Raw genomic sequence first — 20,130 nt, 5'->3', positions numbered from 1 at the left:
GCGACCGCGTGCGGTGGCGTCAGCGCGAGCTCAGGGCTCGAGGACGGTCTCTTCGCCCGGCGTGGCACCGCCACCCGTCTCGCCAGCGTCCTCGTCCGGGTCGAGGCCCTCGGCCTCGGCCTCGGCGGCCTCCTCCTCGGTGGCGAAGACCTGGATCGTCGCCTCCATCCCGCTGGCACGGTGACCAGGGATGTTGCAGATGATGGTCCACTCGCCCGGGAAGAGCAGGAAGACACCCTCGTCCTCGCCCCCACCGGGGGCCTCGGGGATGGTCGAGCCGTCGGCGGCACCGAGCACCTCGACGTTGTGCACGGCAGTGCCCTCGTTGCTGAAGGCCACCCGGATCTCACCCGTGGGGGCGATGCCGTCCTCGACGGTGAAGGAGAACTCGCCCTCGCGGGAGGCGATGATCGTCATCTCGCCGCCGGGGCCGACGGGCTGGACGACGTCGCAGCCCTCCTCCCCCACGGGGCACTCGTACGCCGCGGCCTCCTTGGCTTCCTCGGGCACCGACTGGCAACCGGCGAGGAGCGCAGCGCTGACGGTGACGAGGCCCAGGGTCATGCGGTGGCGCACGGGTAGCTCCTCGGGGGCGCACGGTGGGACGCGGGGAAGGTTCGGTGACGAGCGGGGTCGCGCCGCGGAGGGTACCGGCGGGTGTGCCGACGTCGGTAACCGCGCGGCGGCGGCGCACCCGCCCGGGTACCACCTCGGACGTGCGGCTCAACCCACCGTGATGGTCCCGCGCATGGTGCGGTCGTGGCCGGGGATGGTGCAGACGAACTCGTGCTCACCGTCCGCCAGCGAGACGGTCCCGGTGCCGGTCTGACCGGGACGGCACTCGGCGATGACCTCGCCGTCGATGACGAGGTTGTGGTTGACCGCGTCCTCGCAGGTCAACTCGAAGGTGAGCTCGCCGGTCTCGGAGGTGATCTGCTCGGCGCTCCACTGCAACCGGTCGGTGCCGGTGATCGCGACCACACCGTCCTCGGCGACGATCGGCTCGGCGGCGGCTTCGTCGCCACCCCCGCCGCCGGAGCAGGCGGCGAGCAGCACGAGGGCGGAGGCGGCAGCGAGCGTGCGGGCGCGAGGCATCGTGGGGCCTTCCGGGAGCAGGGAGCGGGAGCGGGAACGGATGGCGCGATGGTACGACGGTCGGCGGCACCCTGGGCACGCGGGCGTGGCCCCGAGGGTGGTCGCTGCCGACGGCCTCACTAGGCTCCGGTCGGCGCCGCGTGCGGCGCAGCAGCACCTCGCTCCCGACCGACGCTCCTGACCGAAGAGGTGGACCGGTGTTCGACGCCGTCCTGGTGGCCAACCGTGGCGAGATCGCGATCCGGGTGATCCGCGCCTGCCGTGAGCTCGGGGTCCGTTCCGTGGCCGTGTACTCCGAGGTCGACCGGGACGCGCCGCACGTGCGGGCAGCCGACGAGGCCTACCTGCTCGGCCCGGCCCCAGCGGCTCAGAGCTACCTCGACCAGGACAAGATCCTGCAGGTCGCCGCCGAGGCCGGGGTGGACGCCATCCACCCGGGCTACGGGTTCTTCTCCGAGAACGCCCACTTCGCCCAGGCGTGCGCCGACGCGGGACTGGTGTTCATCGGGCCCGGGCCCGAGGCCATCGCCCGGATGGGCGACAAGCTGTCGGCCCGCGAGGTCGCCCTGAACGCCGGCGTCCCGGTCGTTCCGGGGACCCTGGAGCCGACCGACGATCCCGACGTGGCGGTCGCCTTCGGTGACGAACACGGCTACCCGGTCGCGGTGAAGGCCATGTTCGGCGGCGGCGGTCGCGGGATGAAGGTCGTCAAGGACGCTGCCTCGATGCGCGAGGCGCTGGAGGCCGCGCAGCGCGAGGCCCAGGCCGCCTTCGGCCGCGGCGAGTGCTACCTCGAGCGCTACCTCGAACGTCCTCGCCACGTGGAGTTCCAGGTCCTCGCCGACCTCGACGGGACCACCATCCACCTCGGCGAGCGGGACTGCTCGCTCCAGCGCCGCCACCAGAAGCTGGTCGAGGAGGCGCCGGCCCCCGGCCTGTCCGAGAGCGTGCGTCAGCGGATGGGTGAGGCGGCCGTGAAGGTCGCCAAGGAGATGGACTACGTCAACGCCGGCACGTGCGAGTTCCTGCTCGACAGCGACGGCGAGACGTTCTACTTCCTGGAGATGAACACCCGGCTGCAGGTCGAGCACCCCGTCACCGAGATGATCACCGGTGTCGACCTCGCGCAGGCCCAGCTCCGCATCGCCTCGGGCGAAGGGATGGGGCTGACCCAGGACGACGTGACCCTCACCGGTCACGCCATCGAGGTCCGGATCAACGCCGAGGAGCCAGCCCTGGGCTTCGTACCGACGCCGGGCCTGATCACCAAGCTCACCCCGCCGCAGGGCCCCTGGGTCCGCTTCGACACCGGGGCGGAGTCCGACTACGAGGTCCCGCGCGACTACGACTCGATGATCGCCAAGCTGATCGTGTGGGCCGACACCCGCGATGGTGCACGCCACCGCATGGCTCGCGCGCTCGACGAGCTGGTGCTCGAGGGGATCCCGACCACGGTGACCTTCCACCGCCTGGCGATGACCCACGAGCAGTTCGCCGCCGGCGATCACTCCACCGTGTCGGTCGAGACCGAGTGGGACCTGTCCTCGCTCGAGCCGCAGGGAGCCGCGGCGGCCGGCGACGGCACCGACGGCCCCTCACGCGAGGTCACCGTCGAGGTGGCAGGACGTCGCCTGGCGGTCAAGGTCTACGGCGAGCTCGCGGCGGTCGGCGGGGGCGGCGGCGGGAACGGCGCGAAGGCCGCCGGGGCTCGTCGCGGTCGCGGTTCGAAGGGTGGTGGCGCTGCGACAGCGGCGTCCACCGAGGACCTCGTGGCCCCGATGCAGGGCACCGTCGTCAAGTACGCCGTCGAAGAGGGCGCCACCGTCGCCGTCGGCGACCTCGTGTGCGTGCTCGAGGCGATGAAGATGGAGAACACCATCAACGCCCACCGCGCCGGGGTGGTGGGCGCCCTCGGTTTCGCCGCCGGGGACGTGGTCGAGTCCGGCGCCGTCCTGGCCCGCATCGAGGACGCCTGACGACGCGGCGGCCGCCCTCGGGCGCCCGACGCTCCGATCCCAGGCAGGGACGCACACCTCCGACGTGGTGACGTGTCCCCGTCCCGGTGGCCCGCACGGCTCGTCCGTTGTGCGCACCGATGCGAACCATCTGGTGGAGTCGGGCGAGGCCCGGCCGGCCACGGCGTAGGTTCGGCGACCCCCCGTCACCTGCACCCCTCGTGAGGCCCTGATGCGTCGGCGTACCTCGGTGTTCCTCGTGCTCGCCCTGATGGTGAGCCTGCTCCCGTCGCTGGCCATCGCGGCGGCCGCCGACGACGACGGGGCCTCCGTCGTGATCAGTCAGGTGTACGGGGGTGGCGGCAACAGCGGTGCGCCCTACACCAACGACTTCGTCGAGGTCTTCAACCGCGGGGACGCACCGGTCGACCTGTCGGGCATGTCGATCCAGTACACCTCCGCGACCGGCACCGGCAACTTCGGCGCCAACGCCGGCCTGCTCGTCGCGCTGTCCGGCCAGCTCGCCCCCGGCCAGTACCACCTCGTCAGCCTCGCGGGCGGCGCCACCGGTGACCCCCTGCCCACCGCCGACACCACCGGGACCATCAACCTGGCCGGCGCCAGCGGCAAGGTCGCCCTCGCCGAGGGCAACGACAGCCTCGGCTGCAACGGCGGCTCGACCCCCTGTTCGCCGGAGCAACTCGAGCGCATCGTCGACCTGGTCGGGTACGGCACCGCCGACTTCTACGAGGGCTCCGGCGCCGCCCCGACCCTCTCCAACACCCTGGCCGCCTTCCGCGCCGACGGCGGCTGCACCGACACCGACGACAACGCCGCCGACTTCACCGCAGCCACACCCGCACCCCGCAACAGCAGCACCGACCTCAACCCCTGCGGCGGCGGGGAACCCCTCGGAGCCCTGCCGGTGATCAGTCAGGTGTACGGGGGTGGCGGCAACAGCGGTGCGCCCTACACCAACGACTTCGTCGAGGTCTTCAACCGCGGGGACGCACCGGTCGACCTGTCGGGCATGTCGATCCAGTACACCTCCGCGACCGGCACCGGCAACTTCGGCGCCAACGCCGGCCTGCTCGTCGCGCTGTCCGGCCAGCTCGCCCCCGGCCAGTACCACCTCGTCAGCCTCGCGGGCGGCGCCACCGGTGACCCCCTGCCCACCGCCGACACCACCGGGACCATCAACCTGGCCGGCGCCAGCGGCAAGGTCGCCCTCGCCGAGGGCACGACAGCCTCGGCTGCAACGGCGGCTCGACCCCCTGTTCGCCGGAGCAACTCGAGCGCATCGTCGACCTGGTCGGGTACGGCACCGCCGACTTCTACGAGGGCTCCGGCGCCGCCCCGACCCTCTCCAACACCCTGGCCGCCTTCCGCGCCGACGGCGGCTGCACCGACACCGACGACAACGCCGCCGACTTCACCGCAGCCACACCCGCACCCCGCAACAGCAGCACCGACCTCAACCCGTGCGCAGGTGATGGCGGGGATGGCGATGACAACGAGCCGGTCGTCGCGGTGTGTGACGACCTCACCCTCGCTCGCGGTGAGGGCGGCAGCGTGACGCTGACCGCGAGCGACGCGGACGGCACGGTGACCGAAGCGGCCATCACCGACGGCGCCACCGACGGCATCGCGCTGGTCGACCCCGTACCGGCCGACGACGTCGGTGGCACCTTCACGGTCGAGCTCACCGCCGACGACACCCTCGGAGCGCGCGACTACCCGGTGCAGGTGACCTTCAGCAACGACGACGAGACCCCACAGTCCGCCAGCTGCACGGCGACCATCACGGTCTTCCTCGCCCTGCCCGACGACGTGTGCGACGTCGAGGACGGCGAGCTGACCGCGATCAACCAGATCCAGGGCCCCGGAGATGCCACACCGATCGACGGTGAGTTCGTCGTGACCCGCGGTGTGGTGACGACGGCCTTCCCCTCCGGCGGTGCGACCGGTCTTCCGAACACGCACGGACTGCGTGGGTTCTTCATCGAGGCGGTCGAAGCCGACCGCGATGACGACCCGCTGACCTCCGAGGGGCTGTTCGTCTTCGACTTCCACGGCCTGTACGACTCCGAGCTCGGGGACCTGGTCTACGTCGCCGGGACCGCCGGTGAGAACTTCGAGGTCACCCAGATCTCCTCGAACACCTTCGGCACCTGCACCGACACCGGTCTGGACGTCACGCTCCCGGATCCGGCCGAGCTGCCGCTCCCCGTCGCACCCGGCGACCGAGCTGAGCTGCTCGAGCCGCTCGAGTCGATGCGGGTCACCCACTCGGAGCTGACGCTCGTCGAGTTCTTCCAGCTCGAGCGCTTCGGTGACGTCCGTCTGTCCTCCGGTGGCGTCTTCGACAACCCGACGAACGTGGTCTCCCCGCACGACGACGAGGCCTACAACGCCATCGTCGACTTCAACGCGGCCAACAACATCATCCTCTCCTCCGGACGGACCGCACAGAACATCAACCGGCCCGGCCCGGAGGGCACCCCGCCGCTGCCGTTCCTCGAGCCCGGCGACACGCTGCGCATCGGCGACCAGCTGATCGACCAGACGTTCGTCCTCCACTACTCGTTCAACAACTGGCGCCTGCAGCCGATCGACATCGACGAGCTGTCCGAGGAGTTCCAGAAGGGCCGGACCCGTCCCCGCCCGCACACCCCACCGGACGTCGGCGGCAGCCTCATGGTCGCCAGCTACAACGTCCTGAACTACTTCGACGGTGACGGCCAGGGCGGTGGCTTCCCGACCGCCCGTGGCGCCAAGACCCTGTCCGAGCTCGAGCGTCAGACCGAGAAGCTCGTCGCGGCGATCACCAAGATCGACGCCGACATCGTCGGCCTGATCGAGATGGAGAACGACGGCGGCGAGTTCCAGGCGACCCGCACGCTGGTCGAAGCGCTCAACGAGGAGTACGGCGAGGAGGTCTACGACTTCGTCGACACCGGGGTCATCGGCACCGACGCCATCAAGCAGGCGTTCATCTACAAGCCGTCGACGGTCGAACTGACCGGCGACTACGCCATCCTCGACAGTTCGGTCGACCCGCGGTTCGACGACACCCGCAGCCGGCCGGCGCTCGCCCAGACCTTCACCGAGATCGCGACGGGTGAGGCGGTCACCGTGACCGTCAACCACCTCAAGTCGAAGGGCTCCGCCTGCGCGGCGGCGGACAACGACCCACGTCAGGGCAACTGCAACGGCGTGCGCGTCCGAGCCGCACAGGCGATCGCCGACTGGATGAACGACAACCCGACGGGGCAGGACGCGGTCGGCAGCCTCATCATCGGCGACATCAACGCTTACGCCGAGGAGGACCCGATCACCGAGATCCTCGACCGGGGCTACGTCGACATGCTCAAGGTGTTCGCACCCGCGGACGGGCCGGTCCCCTACTCCTTCACCTTCGACGCGACGCAGGGCCGCCTCGACCACGCACTGGCCGACGAGGGCATCGCGCCCTTCGTCACGGGCGCCGACGAGTGGCACATCAACGCCGACGAGACCCAGGCCATCGACTACCAGGAGGGCGAGTTCAACTTCCGGACCGTCGAGGTCGGCGAGCAGTACTACCAGCCGAACGAGTTCCGCTCGTCCGACCACGACCCGGTCCTGATCGGTCTGGACCTCACGCCCGAGCCCGAGAACACCCCGCCCACCGTCGAGGACCTCGACATCCGGATGCGCGAGCGCAGCTCGGTCACCGCTCAGGTCGTCGCACACGACCCCGACGGGGACCCGCTGACCTACAGCTACACGGACCCGATCAACGGCACGCTCGTCCCAGGTTCCGACGGCGCGTTCACCTACACGCCGAACGACTGGTTCCGCGGCATCGAGGTCATCACCGTGACCGTCGACGACGGTCGTGGCGGGACCGCGGAGGGCACGATCACCATCACGGTCCGCAACGGCCAGGGCGGTGGTGGCGGTAGCGGACCGGGGGGCGGCGACCCCCCAGGCCAGATGCACTGACCTGACACGCAGCGGGGCCCGGGCGGTGACGCCCGGGCCCTCCTGCGTGGGTCGACCGTCAGGCGTCGAGGCGGGCCATGAGCATCCGGGCCGCCTCGGCGACCGAGCCGGTCATCGACGGGTAGACGGTGATGGTCTGGGCGACCTGGGCGACCGTGAGACGGTTCTGGACCGCCACCGCCAGCGGCTGGATGAGGTCGCTCGCCCGCGAGGCGACCACGACACCACCGACCACGGTCCCCGAGCCGATCTGGGCGTGCACCTTCACGAACCCGTCGGTGCCGTGGATCATCTTCGCGCGCGGGTTCGAACGGAAGTCGAGCCGGGCGGTCTCGATGGGCACGCCCTCCTGAGCGGCGTCCTCCGACGACATCCCGACCGTGGCCACCTCCGGGTCGGTGAAGATCGTGGCAGCCACGGCGTCCCAACGGATCGGCTGCACAGCCTGACCGAGCGCGTGCCACATCGCCGTCCGGCCCTGCATCGCCGCGACGGAGGCCAGCATGACGCGGCCGACGACATCACCTGCGGCGTAGACCCACCGACACGAGGTCCGCCCCACGGCGTCGACGTCGATCCCGCCCCAGGCGTTCACCTCGACGCCGACCGTCTCGAGCCCGAGGTCACCCGAGCTCGGTACCTGTCCGACGGTGAACAGCACGTGGCTGCCGACGACCTCGCTGCCGTCCTTGAGGGTGACCACGACCTCGTCGCCTCGGCGCTCGCAGCCAACGGCACGGGCGTTGCGCAGGATCGTCATCCCGCGCCGTTCGAAGGAGGACTCGATGACCTGGGCGGCGTCAGGGTCCTCGGTCGGCAGGATCAGATCGCGGGACGAGACCAGCGTCACCTCCGACCCGAAGCGGGTGAAGGCGTTGGCGAACTCCGCCCCCGTGGCACCGGACCCGACCACGATGAGGCGTTCGGGGACCTCCGGCAGACCGTAGAGCTGTTGGCCGACCAGGACCCGCTCTCCGTCCGGCTCGAAGAACGGCAGGACCCGGGCGGTCGAGCCGGTCCCGATCAGCACGTAGTCCGCGGGTAGGACCTCGCTGCCGCCGTCGCTGAGTGCCACCGTCACCTCGTGCGAGCCCGACAACCGTCCGCGGCCGCGGACGACCCGGATCTCACCGGCGGCGACACGACGCTCGATGTCGCGGGACTGGTTGGCACCGAGGGCGAGGACGTTGGTGGCGACCTTCGGGAAGTCCACCACGTTGCGGTCGGGCCGGAGGCCGGACGCAAGGTGGACGCCGAGGGCGTCCGCGGTGTGGACCCAGTCCATGGCCTCGGCCGCGACGATCAGCGCCTTGGAGGGCACGCAGTCCCACAGCACCGAGTTCCCGCCGAGCCCCTCGTCGGAGACGATGGTCACCTCCGCGGCGAGCTCCGCCGCGACCAGCGCTGCCTCGTAGCCGGCCGGCCCACCACCGAGGATGACGATCCGCTGGCGGCCGTGCGTGGCACGGTTGGAGGAGGTAGCGCTGTTCACGGGTGCCCTACTGTGACGGCGGCGAGGTGGCCGCTGACGTTACCCGTGGTGGGCGGCGCCACGCGCTGTAGGCGTGACGCCGCCCGGTCTCAGGCCAGCGCCGTGGATCGCCCCGCGATCAGCGCAGTCCGAGCAACGCGTCGATCACGAGCTGATCCAGCTGCTCGTTGCGCAGGTCGCGCCGTGCCAGCGCATCGAGGTCGTGCTGCTCCTCGAGCAGCCGCTGGGCAGCACCTGGCGTGTAGGGGCCGACGGTCGTCTCACCGAGCTGTGGGACGAGCGCCGCGTCGAGGGCTGCACGGACCTCGGGGTCGCGATCGAAGGCAGCCGCCTTGTGCTTGAGCGCCAGGTAGGTCCGCATGCACCCGGCAGCGAAGTCCCAGATCCCCTCGGCCACGTCGACCCGGTACGGGCGAGCGTCGAAGTGCCGGGGGCCGTCGTAACCGCCGCTCTCGAGGAGCCTGACCAGGAAGAAGGCGTCCTTGATGCCCTCGGAACCGAACCGCAGGTCCTGGTCGTAGCGCCCGATCTTCTGGGCGTTGAGGTCGATGTGGAACAGCTTGCCGGCCCAGAGCGCCTGGCCGACGGCGTGGTAGAAGCTGAGCCCGGCCATCGTCTCGTGCGCGGTCTCCGGGTTGACCCCCACCATGTCCGGGTGTTCGAGCCGTTCGATGAACGCCAGGCAGTGCCCGACGGTGGGCAGGAAGGTGTCGCCGCGCGGCTCGTTGGGCTTCGGCTCGAGGGCGAAACGCAGGTCGTACCCGCGATCACGGACGTAGCCGCACAGGAAGTCGATGGCCTCCTTGTAGCGATCGAGCGCGTCCTCGACGGGCTTGGCCGCCATCGCCTCGACACCCTCACGGCCGCCCCAGAAGACGTAGGTCGTAGCGCCGAGCTCGGCCCCGAGATCGATGGCACGCATCGTCTTCTGCAGCGCGTACCGGCGCACCGCCGGGTCGTTGGCGGTGAACGCCCCGTCCTTGAAGACCGGGTGGAAGAACAGGTTGGTCGTCGCCGTCACGACCTGCATGCCGGTGTCGTCGAGCGCCTGCCGGAACCGCTTCAGACGTGCGGCGTTCTCGTCGGCGTCGAGCTCGGGCGGCAGCAGATCGTCGTCGTGGAAGTTGATCCCGTGGGCACCGAGTTCAGCGAGGCGGCGGACCGTCTCGGACGGGTCGATCGCCGGCCGGGTCGCGTCGCCGAACGGGTCGCGGCCCGAGTGGCCGACGGTCCACAGACCGAACGCGAAGCGGTCCTCCGGGGTGGGGGTCAGGTCGATCGTCACGGTCGGTTCCTCTGGTCGTCGGGTCATCGGTCAGGCTGCACGGTGGGCGCGAGGGCGGGGGCGGCGTGGCGGAGTGCGTGGCGGTGGACGGTCAGGCCGAGACCGCAACGCGTGCCGGACGCACCGAGGTCGGGTCGGCGAGGATCGGCTCGAACGCGAGCTCGGCGGCGCCGACGAGGCACGAGTCGTCGAGTTCGGCGGGCACGACCCGGACGGCGCTACGACGGCCGACCAGGGTGCGCGTGGCCAGGTGCTCCTCGGCGTGGTGGCTGACGTAGGGGTGCAGGCGGGCGTGCAGGCGGCCGAGGATCACGAGCTCGGGGTCGAAGATGTTGACCAGCGCCCCGAGCCCGATGCTCAGCCACCTGCCGAGCTCCTCGAGCGCGCCGAGCGCCCCCTCGTCGCCGGCATCGGCCGCGGCGAGCACCCGGTCCACAGCCTCACGACCGCCGTCCTCCGGTTCGCCCGCGAGCCGCAGGAGCGCGGACTCACCGATCCGTGTCTCCCAGCAACCGACGGCCCCGCACACGCACGGCAGGCCGGCGGCATCGACACTCATGTGACCGATCTCGCCCGCGTAGCCCCCCGTCCCACGCAGCGGTCGGCCGCCGACGATGACGCCGCCGCCGACGCCGACCTCACCCGAGACGTACACGAGATCGTCGACGCCGCGACCCGCACCGCGGACGCGCTCGGCCAGGACGCCGGCGTCGGCGTCGTTGGCGATCTGGATCGGCACGCGACGGCGGAGACGTGCACGTAGGAGCCCCGCCAACGGCGCGTCCTGCCACCCGAGGTTCGGCGCGGCGTGCACCAGCCCGTCGGTCGTGCGGACCAGCCCGACGACCGAGACGCCGATGCCCAGCAGACGGTGGCGGCGGGTCAGGTCACCGAGCAGGTCGTCGGCGAGCGCCCCGAGGTCCTCGACCGTGGTGTCGATCGGGGTCCGTCCCCGCGGTCGATCGATCCTGAGCAGACGGCGACGGGAGCCACCGAGGACGAAGGTGGCGGCCGCGATGGAGTCCACCCCGATGTCGAGGGCGAGGACGACGCAGCGGTCGGTGCGGACCGACACCGTCGGGGACGGGCGCCCCGGCGCACCGGTCGCGCGCGCCTCGCCCTCCGTGACCAGTTGGCGGCTGGCGAGGTCGGTGACCAGCGCCCCGATGGTGCTGCGGTTGAGGCCACTGCTCACGGTGAGGTCGGCACGCGTCGCAGGACCGTCCGCGTGCAGTCGACGCAGCACGCGCGACAGGTTGGCGCGGCGGACGGCGTCGTGCCCGACGCCGACGTGATCGATCACGTCAACAGCTCCCGGTCCGTTCTTCGTTCGTTGTCGGTGACAACGAACCTGCGCGGCGAGGTATAACAGGGGCCTGAGGGCGGGTCAATTTGTTGCCGGCCCCGCGGAACTGGAGCCGGCGATGGATCGCGAACAGCACGGGAAGCTCGTGGCAGGGGTCGACACGTCCACGCAGTCGACGAAGGTGCTCGTCGTCGACCTCGAGGACGGACGCGTGGTGGCGTCCGGTCGAGCCCCGCACACCGTCGAGACCGACGACGATGGCCGGAGCGAGACCCATCCCGACGTGTGGTGGCGCGCGCTCCGCGACGCGTTGGCGGCGACCGGCGTCGCCGACCGCATCGCGGCGCTGTCGGTGGCGGGCCAGCAACACGGTCTCGTCCTCCAGGACGCTCGAGGTCACGCGTTGCGCCCGGCGGTGCTGTGGAACGACACGCGATCGGCTTCGGTGGTCGACCGTCTCCGCACGGCGCTGGGCGGAGAGGTGTGGGCCGAACGGATCGGATCGGTCCCGGTCGCCTCCTTCACGGTGACGAGCCTGGCGTGGCTACGAGACCGCGAGCCGGACACCGTCGCCGCAGCTCACAGCATCCGGCTCCCCCACGACCATCTGACCGAACGCCTCACGGGTCGCGGCGTCACCGACCGTGGCGATGCCTCCGGGACGGGCTGGTGGTCGGCCACCGAGGAGCGCTACCTCGCCGAGGTGCTCGACCTGGTCGAACTCGAGGAGGGACGGCTGCCGGAGGTGCTCGCCCCGGGTGCCGTGGCCGGCGAGGTCCACAGCGAGGCAGCGCGTGACCTCGGCCTCGCGCCCGGCGCGGTCGTTGCCGCTGGGACCGGCGACAACATGGCGGCCGCGCTCGGGCTCGCACGACCACCCGGTGCACCGGTCGTGAGCCTCGGGACCTCCGGCACGGGCTACGTCACGTCACGGACGCCGACACGGGACGCGAGCGGTGTCGTGGCGGGGTTCGCGGACGCGGACGGGGCGTTCCTGCCCCTCGTCTGCACCCTCAACTGCACCTTGGCGGTGGACCGGATGGCCGGCTGGCTCGGGCTCGACCGTGACGCCGTCAGCGAGGCGACCCGGTGCGTGGTTCTGCCCTACCTCGACGGTGAGCGCACCCCCGACCTGCCCCGTGCCAGCGGCACGATCGTGGGGCTGCGGCACAGCACGACGCCGGGCGAGATCCTCCGCGCAGCCTACGAGGGTGCGGCGGCGAGCCTGCTCGGCGGGTTCGACACGATCGCGGCGACCGGGGGCGAGGTCGACCGCGACGCACCGCTCACGCTGATCGGGGGAGGTGCAGCCGGGCGGGCGTGGCGTGACGTGGTGGCCAGGTTGTCCGGTCGGGCCATCCACCTGCCCGACGCGCAGGAGCTGGTCGCGATCGGAGCGGCGGTGCAGGCTGCCGCCGCCCTGACCGGCGAGACCGCGACCGAGATCGCCCGGTCCTGGGACACCTCACGGGGCCGGGTCCTCGACCCGGTCCCCCGTGACGACGCCGCGCTCGACCGCATCCGCTCGACGTCTGCCGCCCTCCGACCGGCGTTGCAGACCCACTGACGCCGACCGCAGGTCGGTACCGATCCTGCGAGGCGAGCGCCGCCGCGGTGTGGCTGTAGCCGAACCGCGGCGGCGCCAACTGCAGGTGACCGGAGCCCTGGGTCACTCCAGCGAGAAGCTCGCGATCCGCACGCCGCCGGTCAGCACGACGTAGACATCACGCGTGCCGCTGGCACCGACCAGCCCCGCGGTGGTCGACGTGTACGCGTACACGTCACCGGTGCTCGGGACGGTGGCGGTACCAGCCAGCGGACCGTCCGGTGCGTCGAGCCGGATCTCGATGCTGCCTTCGCCGCTGCTCGCCTTCGCGACCTCGGCCGTGAAGGTGGCGGCACCGTCCCCGAGATCGGCGTCGGCGAACTCGATCCAGCTGCCGTCCGCCGCAGCTTCGACGGCGGTGCCACGTTCCTTGCTCTCGTCGACGAGGTGCACCGCCGAGTAGTCGTCGAAGTTCTCGGCTCGGGTGGGCGTCGACAGGTCCCTCGACGCGATCCGCTCCCCGTTCACCCGGATCGTCGTCTGCTGGCGGATGTCCTCCGAGGAGGAGCCCACCAGCAGATCGTGGTCCGAGCGTTCGACGGCCCACCGCTCGCGGGTCACGTCCCAGGTCGCCAGGTCCGACGCCCGCAGGGTCAGCTCCACGGTCCGCGTCTCGCCCGGCGCCAACGACACCCGGTCGAAGGCACGGAGCTGCTTGCGGGGAACGGTCGTGCGCGAGGTCCGCTGGTGGGTGTAGAGCTGGACCACCTCCTCGCCGGGCAGCTCACCGGTGTTGGTCACGTCGACGCGGACGCGGATGGTCCCGTTCCCGCCGGTGGCCTTGCCGTTGGTCCGCAGGTTGGTGTACTCGAACGTGGCGTAGGACAGACCGTGCCCGAACGGGTAGAGCGGCGTGCCCTCGTGGTACAGGTAGGTCCAGCCGCTCTTGATGATGTCGTAGTCGTGGATGCTCGGCAGATCGTCGGTGCCGGCGTACCACGTCTGCGTCACGCGCCCGGCGGGGTTCACGTCACCGAAGATCGCGCCGGCGACCGCGGTGCCGGTCTCGGAGCCTGCATGCGTGGTCCACAGCAGCGACGCCGGCTCCACGTCCATCGTGGTCGGATAGCTGGTCTCGAGCACCACCACCGTGTTCGGGTTCGCGGCGGTGACCGCCTCGATGAGTTCCTGCTGGCTCCCTCCGAGGGCGAGCGTCTCTCGGTCGTGGTTCTCGCGCCCGTAGACGAACGGCTGGCTGCCCACCACGACGACGGCCGCGTCGGCCTCCGAGGCAGCGGCGACGGCCTCGTCCACACCGCTCGAGATCACGTCCATCTCGAACCGGGCGGCGTCGGCCTTGCTGCCCGTGCCCACGCTGCCGTCGGCGCCGACGGTGACGTAGTGCTCGGGGATCCACCACCAGCCCTCGTTGGTCTCGTACCCGACGTACTGGATCAGGTAGGTCCCGTCGTCCTGCGCCTCCACCCGGAACTGCTGCTGGACGAACCAGCCCCCGGGCTCCTCCGAGGAGGTGTTGAACGGCCCGAAGTTGCCGGTCAGGTACCTGCCGTTGTCGACGTTGCGCAGCGTGGCGTAGTCGGCCATCCACTCGTTGACGTCCCACTGTGAGGCGGTGGTCGGCGTGGTGTCCGACGCGACGACCTCGTCGCCGGAGCCGGTCCCGGTCGCCGTGAGGTACGCCCCGGTGGCGATGTCCTTGAACGCCACCCGGTCGAGCCCCTCGACCCCGGTCACCGTTCCATCGTCACCGAGCCGCTCGCGGATGCCGTCGAGGGGGGTCACCTCGTAGGGCATCACGCCGCCGTACCAGTCGCTGTACAGCTCGTCGTGCAGCGGGCCGACGACCGCGACGCTGGTGGCGGCCTCCGGGTCGAGCGGCAGCGTGCCGTCGGCGTTGTTCAGCAGCACCAGCGCCTCCTCCGCCGTACGGCGGTTCAGGTCGCGGTGTTCGGGCCGGTCGATGACATCCTCGGTGATGTGGCCGTACGGACCGCCGTCGGCATCGAACTGGCCGAGCCGGAACCGGATCGACAGCACGTTGCGGACGGACTCGTCGATGTCGTCCTCGGTCAGGTAGCCCTTCTCCAGCGCGGACGTCAGGAACCCGACCGTCGGACCCGCGTTGCTCTCGTCGACCGTGAAGCTGTCGAGCCCCGCCTTGAGCATCGCCGCGTACGCCTCGTCGTGCTCGTCGAAGTAGCCCTGCGCCTCGACCAGCGATCGAGGTCCCCACGCGTCGCTGACGTTGAAGAGCGTCCGGTCGGTCCAGGACCGGACCTCCTCGTCGATCGCCGGATCCACGTGGGTGGGCCGGCCGTTGACGAGGTTGTACGACGCCATGATGCCGGTGGCCGCGTCGGCCTCGATGACCGGCTTGAAGGCCGCGAACGCGTACTCGTGCTTCACACGCGGGCGCAGGTCGGACGAGGACAGGCTGCGGTCCGCTTCGTTGTTGTAGCCGTAGAAGTGCTTCAGCACGGGCGCGACCTTGAGGTAGTCGGGGTCGTCACCGGACAGCCCGCTGCCGTACGCCGTCGCCATCGCGCTGGTCAGCAGGGGGTCCTCGGAGTAGCCCTCCTCGTTGCGACCCCACCGGGGATCGCGCAGCAGGTCGACGACCGGCGCCCACACCTGCAAGCCCCAGAGGACCGGGTCGATCGCGTGGTGGCCGCGCAGCTCGTCGCCCACGACCGAGCCGACCTGTTCGATCAGCTCGGGGTTCCAGGTGCTGGCCAGGCCGACCGCCTGGGGGAAGACCGTGGCACGCCGCGCGAGCACCTGGCCCCAGCCCTGGTCGCGGTGGTTCGACCAGGCCACGCCGTGGAGCGCCTCGGATCCGGCCTTGAAGTAGGGGATGCCGAGGCGTTCGATCGGCTGTTGGGACTGGTGCAGGAGGGACAGCTTCTCGTCCAGCGTGAGCCGCGACAGCAGATCCTCGATCCGCTCGTCGAGCGGTAGGCCGGGGTCGCGGAACGGATGGTCCTCGGGCTCGGCCGAGGCGCTCGACACCCCGACCAGCCCGATGGCCAGCAGCAGGGCGGTGAGCAGCGCCAGGAACCTGGTGTGCTCGAGGGGGCGGGTCGATCTGGTCACTGCGGTGGTACGCATCGCGTGGTTCTCCCTATCGATCTGGTCGTACCTGACGTTCATCTCCCAGTGTCGAAGCAGTGGTCGAAGCGCTTCGATACCGCGCCCGACCGGATCGCTCGTGGTTCTCTCCCTCCGTCAGCTCACCAGCGTGGATCGCCGTCAGGCCGGATCGTCGCGGCGACCTCCCCCGCGCCGACTCCCCCGTCCAGCGTGGAACCCAGGTCGGCGCGTGCCACCTCGGAACCCGACTCGAGGTCGGACACGCCGACGAACTGCACCTTCCACCGCCCGACCCCTCCGGACGCGCGGACCGACACCCGGTCACCGTCGCGGGCGAGCGTGAACCGGGCGGCTTCCGTGCCGTCGATCGCCGGCACCGTGAGGACCTGCTCGGCGCCGTCGCGGAGCCCGTGGACCTGCAACGTCACGCCGTCCCGCAGATCGTGATCGGGACGGTCGTCACGGTCGCTGGTGGCGAGGATCGCACCGGGCCGCACGAGCAGGGGCACGCTGCACACGTCGTGGCGCTCGCGCCGCCACCCTGGTCCGTGGATGATGTCACCCGTCAGGAGCGAGGTCCACGCCCCGGGCGGCACGTAGTAGCTCACGGCACCGTCGGCGGAGAAGACCGGCGCGACCAACAGGTCGGGGCCGAGCAGGTACTGGCGGTCGAGGTAGGTGCAGGCCGGATCGTCGGGGAACTCGAGCACCATGGGGCGCATCAACGGGACGCCCTGCTCGTGCGCCTCCTGAGCGGTCTGCCACAGGTAGGGCATCAACCGCAGCTTCAGCATCGTGAAGAACCGGAGGACGTCGACGGACTCGTCGTCGACCAGCCACGGCACGCGGTAGGACCCGCTGCCGTGGAGGCGACTGTGCGACGACAGCATCCCGAACGCGATCCAACGCTTGAACAGCTCCGGCTCCGGGGTGCCTTCGAAGCCACCGATGTCGTGGCTCCAGAACCCGAACCCGGACATGCCGAGCGACAGGCCGCCGCGCAGGCTCTCGGCCATCGACTCGAACGTCGACTCGCAATCGCCGCCCCAGTGCACCGGGAACTGCTGCCCCCCGGCGGTGGCCGACCGTGCGAACACGACCGCGTCACCCACCCCCCGTCGGCGTTCGAGCAGGTCGAAGACGGTCTGGTTGTACAGCTGGGTGTAGTAGTTGTGCATGCGGCCCGGGTCCGAGCCGTCGTGCCACACCACGTCCGTGGGGACGCGTTCACCGAAGTCGGTCTTGAATGCGTCGACCCCCATGTCGAGCAGGTGCTCGAGCTTGGCCGCGTACCAGTCACGTGCTGCGGGGTTGGTGAAGTCCACCAGCGCCATCCCGGGCTGCCAGAGGTCCCACTGCCACACGTCACCGTTCGGCCGCCGGAGCAGGTAGCCGGCCTCCGCACCCTCGGCGAACAGCGGCGACCGCTGCGCGATGTAGGGGTTGATCCACAGCGAGACGCGCAGGCCCCGATCCTTGAGCCGCTGCAGCATGCCCTTCGGGTCGGGGAAGACCCGGGGGTCCCACTCGAAGTCGCACCAGTGGAACTCGCGCATCCAGAAGCAGTCGAAGTGGAAGACGCTGAGCGGCAGGTCGCGGTCGGCCATCCCATCGATGAAGCTGGTGACCGTCGCCTCGTCGTAGTCGGTGGTGAACGAGGTGGACAGCCACAGCCCGAAGGACCACGCCGGCGGGAGTGCCGGCCGTCCCGTCAGCTGGGTGTAGCGCTGCAGGATCTCCTTCGGCGACGGCCCGTGGATCACCAGGTACGACAGCGTCTGACCCTCGACGCTGAACGACACCCGGGAGTTGACCTCCGAGGCGACCTCGAAGGACACGTGCCCCGGGTGGTCGACGAACACCCCGTACCCACCATCGGTGACGTAGAGCGGCACGTTCTTGTAGGCCTGGTCGCTGCTGGTACCACCGTCCGCGTTCCAGATGTCGACAGCCTGACCGTTCTTGACCAGCGGCCCGAAGCGTTCGCCGAGCCCGTAGACGTGGGTCTCCACGCCGAGGTCGAGTTGCTCACGGACGTGGTGGCGCCCGTCGGTCTCGATCTTGGCCATCGCACGGTGGCGGCTCGCGGTCAGGACGCGCCCGTCGACCTCGAACTCGACGCCCCCCCACGGCCGTCCTCGACGCACGCGGGCGGTCAACCGTCCGGCCGTGAGCGTCGCCACCTCGTCGTCCACCTGCACCGGGGTGTCCGCCCGGTCCTGAGGCAGGTCGAACGACGGTCCGCGCTCGACGCTGCCAGCGTGGTGGGTGATGGTCACCCGCACGACGTCGTCCATCGGCGAGGCGCACGTCACGGTGAGGACCGGCCCCTTCAGCGTGTCGCCGCGGTGACGGATCTCGTGCGTCGGGGCGTCGACGGAGAGCGTGCCGGGCTGGACCCGGACGTCGTAGGCCTCCGTGGGGAACCGGGCGTCGACACCCGGGCGCATCAGCCAGTAGCCGTCACTGAACTTCACTTCGGGAACCTTCGCGCGGGAGGCCGCTCCATCACTTCACCGCGCCTGCGGTGATCCCTCGGGTGAGGGTGCGTTGGAACAGCAGGAAGAAGACGATGGCGGGGATCACGCCGAGCAGGCCGGATGCGCTCTGCATCGTCGCGTCCATCATCCGCTGGCCTTGGAGGACGCCGAGCGCGACCGGCACCGTCTGGTTGTCGTTGGAGATCAGGAAGATCAACGGCAGGAAGAACTCGTTCCAGGTCCAGATGAAGAAGAAGACGAACAGGACCGACAGGGTGGGACGGCTCACCGGTACGACCACGCGCCACAGCAGCTGCCACTTGTTGGCGCCATCGACCCGCGCCGCTTCGAGGACCTCCCGCGGGAACTTGGTGAGGACCGACGACAACAGGTAGGTCCCGAAGGCGCTCTGGATCACCGTGAAGATGATGATCACCGACAGGCGGGTGTCGTACAGGCCGACGCTGCGCGTGAGGTAGTACAGCGGGTAGGCCAGGGCCTCGTGCGGGAGCATGTTGGCCAGCATGAAGATCACCAGGAACCACACGCGCCCGCGGACCCGGCCGATACCGAGGACGAACGCGTTCAGCAGCGAGAGGATGGTCGCTGCGATGGCGACGGTGCCGCTGATGAGCGTGCTGTTGATCAGCTTCTGCCCGAAACCGACCCGTTGCCAGAAGTCGACGATGCCCTGGAGCGAGATGCCTTCGGGCAACGCCAACGGCCCCCCGCTCGAGTACTCCGCCGGGGTCTTGACGGCGTTCAGCGCGACGAGGCCGAAGGGCGCCAGCATCAGCAGCGCGGCCACGATCAGGACGGCCAGCACCACGTAGGGCAGGGTGATCCGGTGTCGGACCCGTGCCGTCCTGACGACGGGCGGAACGACACCGTCGGGTGCCGGGCGGAGCGGGGTCGTGGTCATGTCACTCCGCGTTCCGCAGGTCGGCACGGGACTGGGCGCCGAGGAACACGGCGCTGAACGCGACCACGATGACGGTCAGGACCGTCGCGATGGCCGCGCCGTAGCCCACCTGTGCCCGCTCGAAGAAGTTCTGGTAGGCGAAGTACGACGGGACGGTGGTGGCGTCGCCAGGACCGCCCCGGGTCAGCACGTAGATGGGGCCGAAGACCTTCAGCGCCGCGATCGTCGTGGTCAGCAGCACGACCATGATCTCGGGCCGGATCGCGTGGACGGTCACGTAGCGGAACCGCTGCGACCAGTTGGCGCCATCGAGCTCCGCCGCCTCGTAGAGCTGTGGATCGACCCGCTGCAGACCGGCCATGAAGATCACGACGGGGTAGCCCACCTGGAACCAGATCATGACGCCCATGACCGAGAGCAGCGCGGTCGAGTGGTCGCCGAGCCAGTTGTGGGTCAGCCCCTCGAGCCCCACGGCCCGCAGGCTCATGTTCAGGGCACCGTGGCTCGGGTGCAGGATCCAGCCCCACACGACGCCGGCGATGGCGACGGGCAGCACCTGCGGCAGGTAGAAACCGGCACGCAGCGCGCTCGCCGGCCGGTCACCGAACCGCTTGCCGATGTAGTCGAACAGCAACGACGCGAGTGCCAGACCGATGAGCGTCGGCACGATGGCCATCGCGACGATCATGGCGATGATGTTGCGGAACGACGCCCAGAACGTGCTGTCGCCGACGAGCCGGACGTAGTTGTCGATGCCGACCCAGCTCGGTGCGCCGACGCCGCTCCAGCTCGTGAAGCTCACCGCGACGTTCATCACGAGCGGCACGATGATGACGACGAGGAACAGCACCGCCCCGGGGATGAGGAAGGGCAGGTAGCCCTTGTCCACGGCGGGTGAGGGCAGGGCGGGACGTCCTGGCATCGGCGGCTCCTGACACCGTCGTCGGCCTG

The 20,130-nt window shown here is 70.5% G+C and carries 13 protein-coding genes; 4 read left to right on the top strand and 9 right to left on the bottom strand.

Going from position 1 to position 20,130, the window contains the following annotated elements; all coding sequences use genetic code 11:
• Positions 1 to 30: 30 nt before the first annotated feature.
• Complete coding sequence (locus NITAL_RS10140) at positions 31 to 576, bottom strand: cupredoxin domain-containing protein (protein WP_052666128.1); 546 nt, start codon at positions 574 to 576, stop codon at positions 31 to 33.
• Positions 577 to 723: 147 nt separating this feature from the next.
• The gene (locus NITAL_RS10135) at positions 724 to 1,095 is read right to left on the bottom strand and encodes a cupredoxin domain-containing protein (protein ID WP_052666127.1); all 372 of its coding nucleotides are present in this window, start codon (positions 1,093 to 1,095) and stop codon (positions 724 to 726) included.
• 197 nt (positions 1,096 to 1,292) lie between these two features.
• On the opposite strand from NITAL_RS10135, the gene NITAL_RS10130 reads away from it, so the two are divergent.
• From NITAL_RS10130 to NITAL_RS27990, 3 genes are all read left to right on the top strand, one after another.
• The gene (locus tag NITAL_RS10130) at positions 1,293 to 3,071 is read left to right on the top strand and encodes an acetyl/propionyl/methylcrotonyl-CoA carboxylase subunit alpha (RefSeq protein ID WP_052666126.1); all 1,779 of its coding nucleotides are present in this window, start codon (positions 1,293 to 1,295) and stop codon (positions 3,069 to 3,071) included.
• A gap of 211 nt (positions 3,072 to 3,282) precedes the next feature.
• Positions 3,283 to 4,626, top strand: a complete 1,344-nt coding sequence (locus NITAL_RS28485) for a lamin tail domain-containing protein (RefSeq protein WP_052666125.1) — start codon at positions 3,283 to 3,285, stop codon at positions 4,624 to 4,626.
• A complete protein-coding gene (locus tag NITAL_RS27990; protein ID WP_052666124.1) occupies positions 4,581 to 7,037 on the top strand; it encodes an ExeM/NucH family extracellular endonuclease in 2,457 nt (818 codons plus the stop codon). The genes NITAL_RS28485 and NITAL_RS27990 overlap by 46 nt, the downstream gene beginning before the upstream one ends.
• Before the next feature lie 58 nt (positions 7,038 to 7,095).
• Here the strand turns inward: NITAL_RS27990 and NITAL_RS10115 are convergent, their stop codons facing one another.
• The 3 genes from NITAL_RS10115 to NITAL_RS10105 form a co-directional block, all read right to left on the bottom strand.
• Positions 7,096 to 8,529, bottom strand: a complete 1,434-nt coding sequence (locus NITAL_RS10115) for an NAD(P)H-quinone dehydrogenase (protein WP_211262318.1) — start codon at positions 8,527 to 8,529, stop codon at positions 7,096 to 7,098.
• Between the two features lie 118 nt (positions 8,530 to 8,647).
• Positions 8,648 to 9,808 carry a xylose isomerase gene (xylA, locus tag NITAL_RS10110; protein ID WP_052669572.1) on the bottom strand — a complete coding sequence of 387 codons (1,161 nt, stop codon included), beginning with the start codon at positions 9,806 to 9,808 and terminating at the stop codon, positions 8,648 to 8,650.
• 97 nt (positions 9,809 to 9,905) lie between these two features.
• On the bottom strand, positions 9,906 to 11,117 hold the full coding sequence (locus NITAL_RS10105; protein ID WP_052666123.1) for an ROK family protein: 1,212 nt from the start codon (positions 11,115 to 11,117) through the stop codon (positions 9,906 to 9,908).
• A gap of 121 nt (positions 11,118 to 11,238) precedes the next feature.
• Here NITAL_RS10105 and xylB point away from each other — a divergent pair, with 121 nt between their 5' ends.
• Positions 11,239 to 12,687: a xylulokinase gene (gene xylB, locus NITAL_RS10100; protein WP_052666122.1), complete on the top strand. Its 1,449-nt coding sequence runs from the start codon at positions 11,239 to 11,241 to the stop codon at positions 12,685 to 12,687.
• A 102-nt stretch (positions 12,688 to 12,789) separates the two neighbouring features.
• On the opposite strand, the gene NITAL_RS10095 is transcribed toward xylB, so the two are convergent.
• The 4 genes from NITAL_RS10095 to NITAL_RS10080 all read right to left on the bottom strand — a co-directional run bounded on the left by NITAL_RS10095 (position 12,790) and on the right by NITAL_RS10080 (position 20,101).
• Positions 12,790 to 15,795 carry a glycoside hydrolase family 3 protein gene (locus NITAL_RS10095; protein ID WP_083441423.1) on the bottom strand — a complete coding sequence of 1,002 codons (3,006 nt, stop codon included), beginning with the start codon at positions 15,793 to 15,795 and terminating at the stop codon, positions 12,790 to 12,792.
• A gap of 122 nt (positions 15,796 to 15,917) precedes the next feature.
• Positions 15,918 to 18,254 carry an alpha-xylosidase gene (gene yicI, locus NITAL_RS10090; RefSeq protein ID WP_083441422.1) on the bottom strand — a complete coding sequence of 779 codons (2,337 nt, stop codon included), beginning with the start codon at positions 18,252 to 18,254 and terminating at the stop codon, positions 15,918 to 15,920.
• 31 nt (positions 18,255 to 18,285) lie between these two features.
• A complete protein-coding gene (locus NITAL_RS10085) occupies positions 18,286 to 19,050 on the bottom strand; it encodes an ABC transporter permease subunit (RefSeq protein WP_052669570.1) in 765 nt (254 codons plus the stop codon).
• A gap of 130 nt (positions 19,051 to 19,180) precedes the next feature.
• Positions 19,181 to 20,101, bottom strand: a complete 921-nt coding sequence (locus NITAL_RS10080) for a carbohydrate ABC transporter permease (RefSeq protein ID WP_052666121.1) — start codon at positions 20,099 to 20,101, stop codon at positions 19,181 to 19,183.
• Between the last annotated feature and the right edge of the window lie 29 nt (positions 20,102 to 20,130).

This window comes from Nitriliruptor alkaliphilus DSM 45188 (assembly GCF_000969705.1).
Classification (GTDB): domain Bacteria; phylum Actinomycetota; class Nitriliruptoria; order Nitriliruptorales; family Nitriliruptoraceae; genus Nitriliruptor; species Nitriliruptor alkaliphilus.
This window is presented reverse-complemented; position numbering and strand designations above follow the sequence as displayed.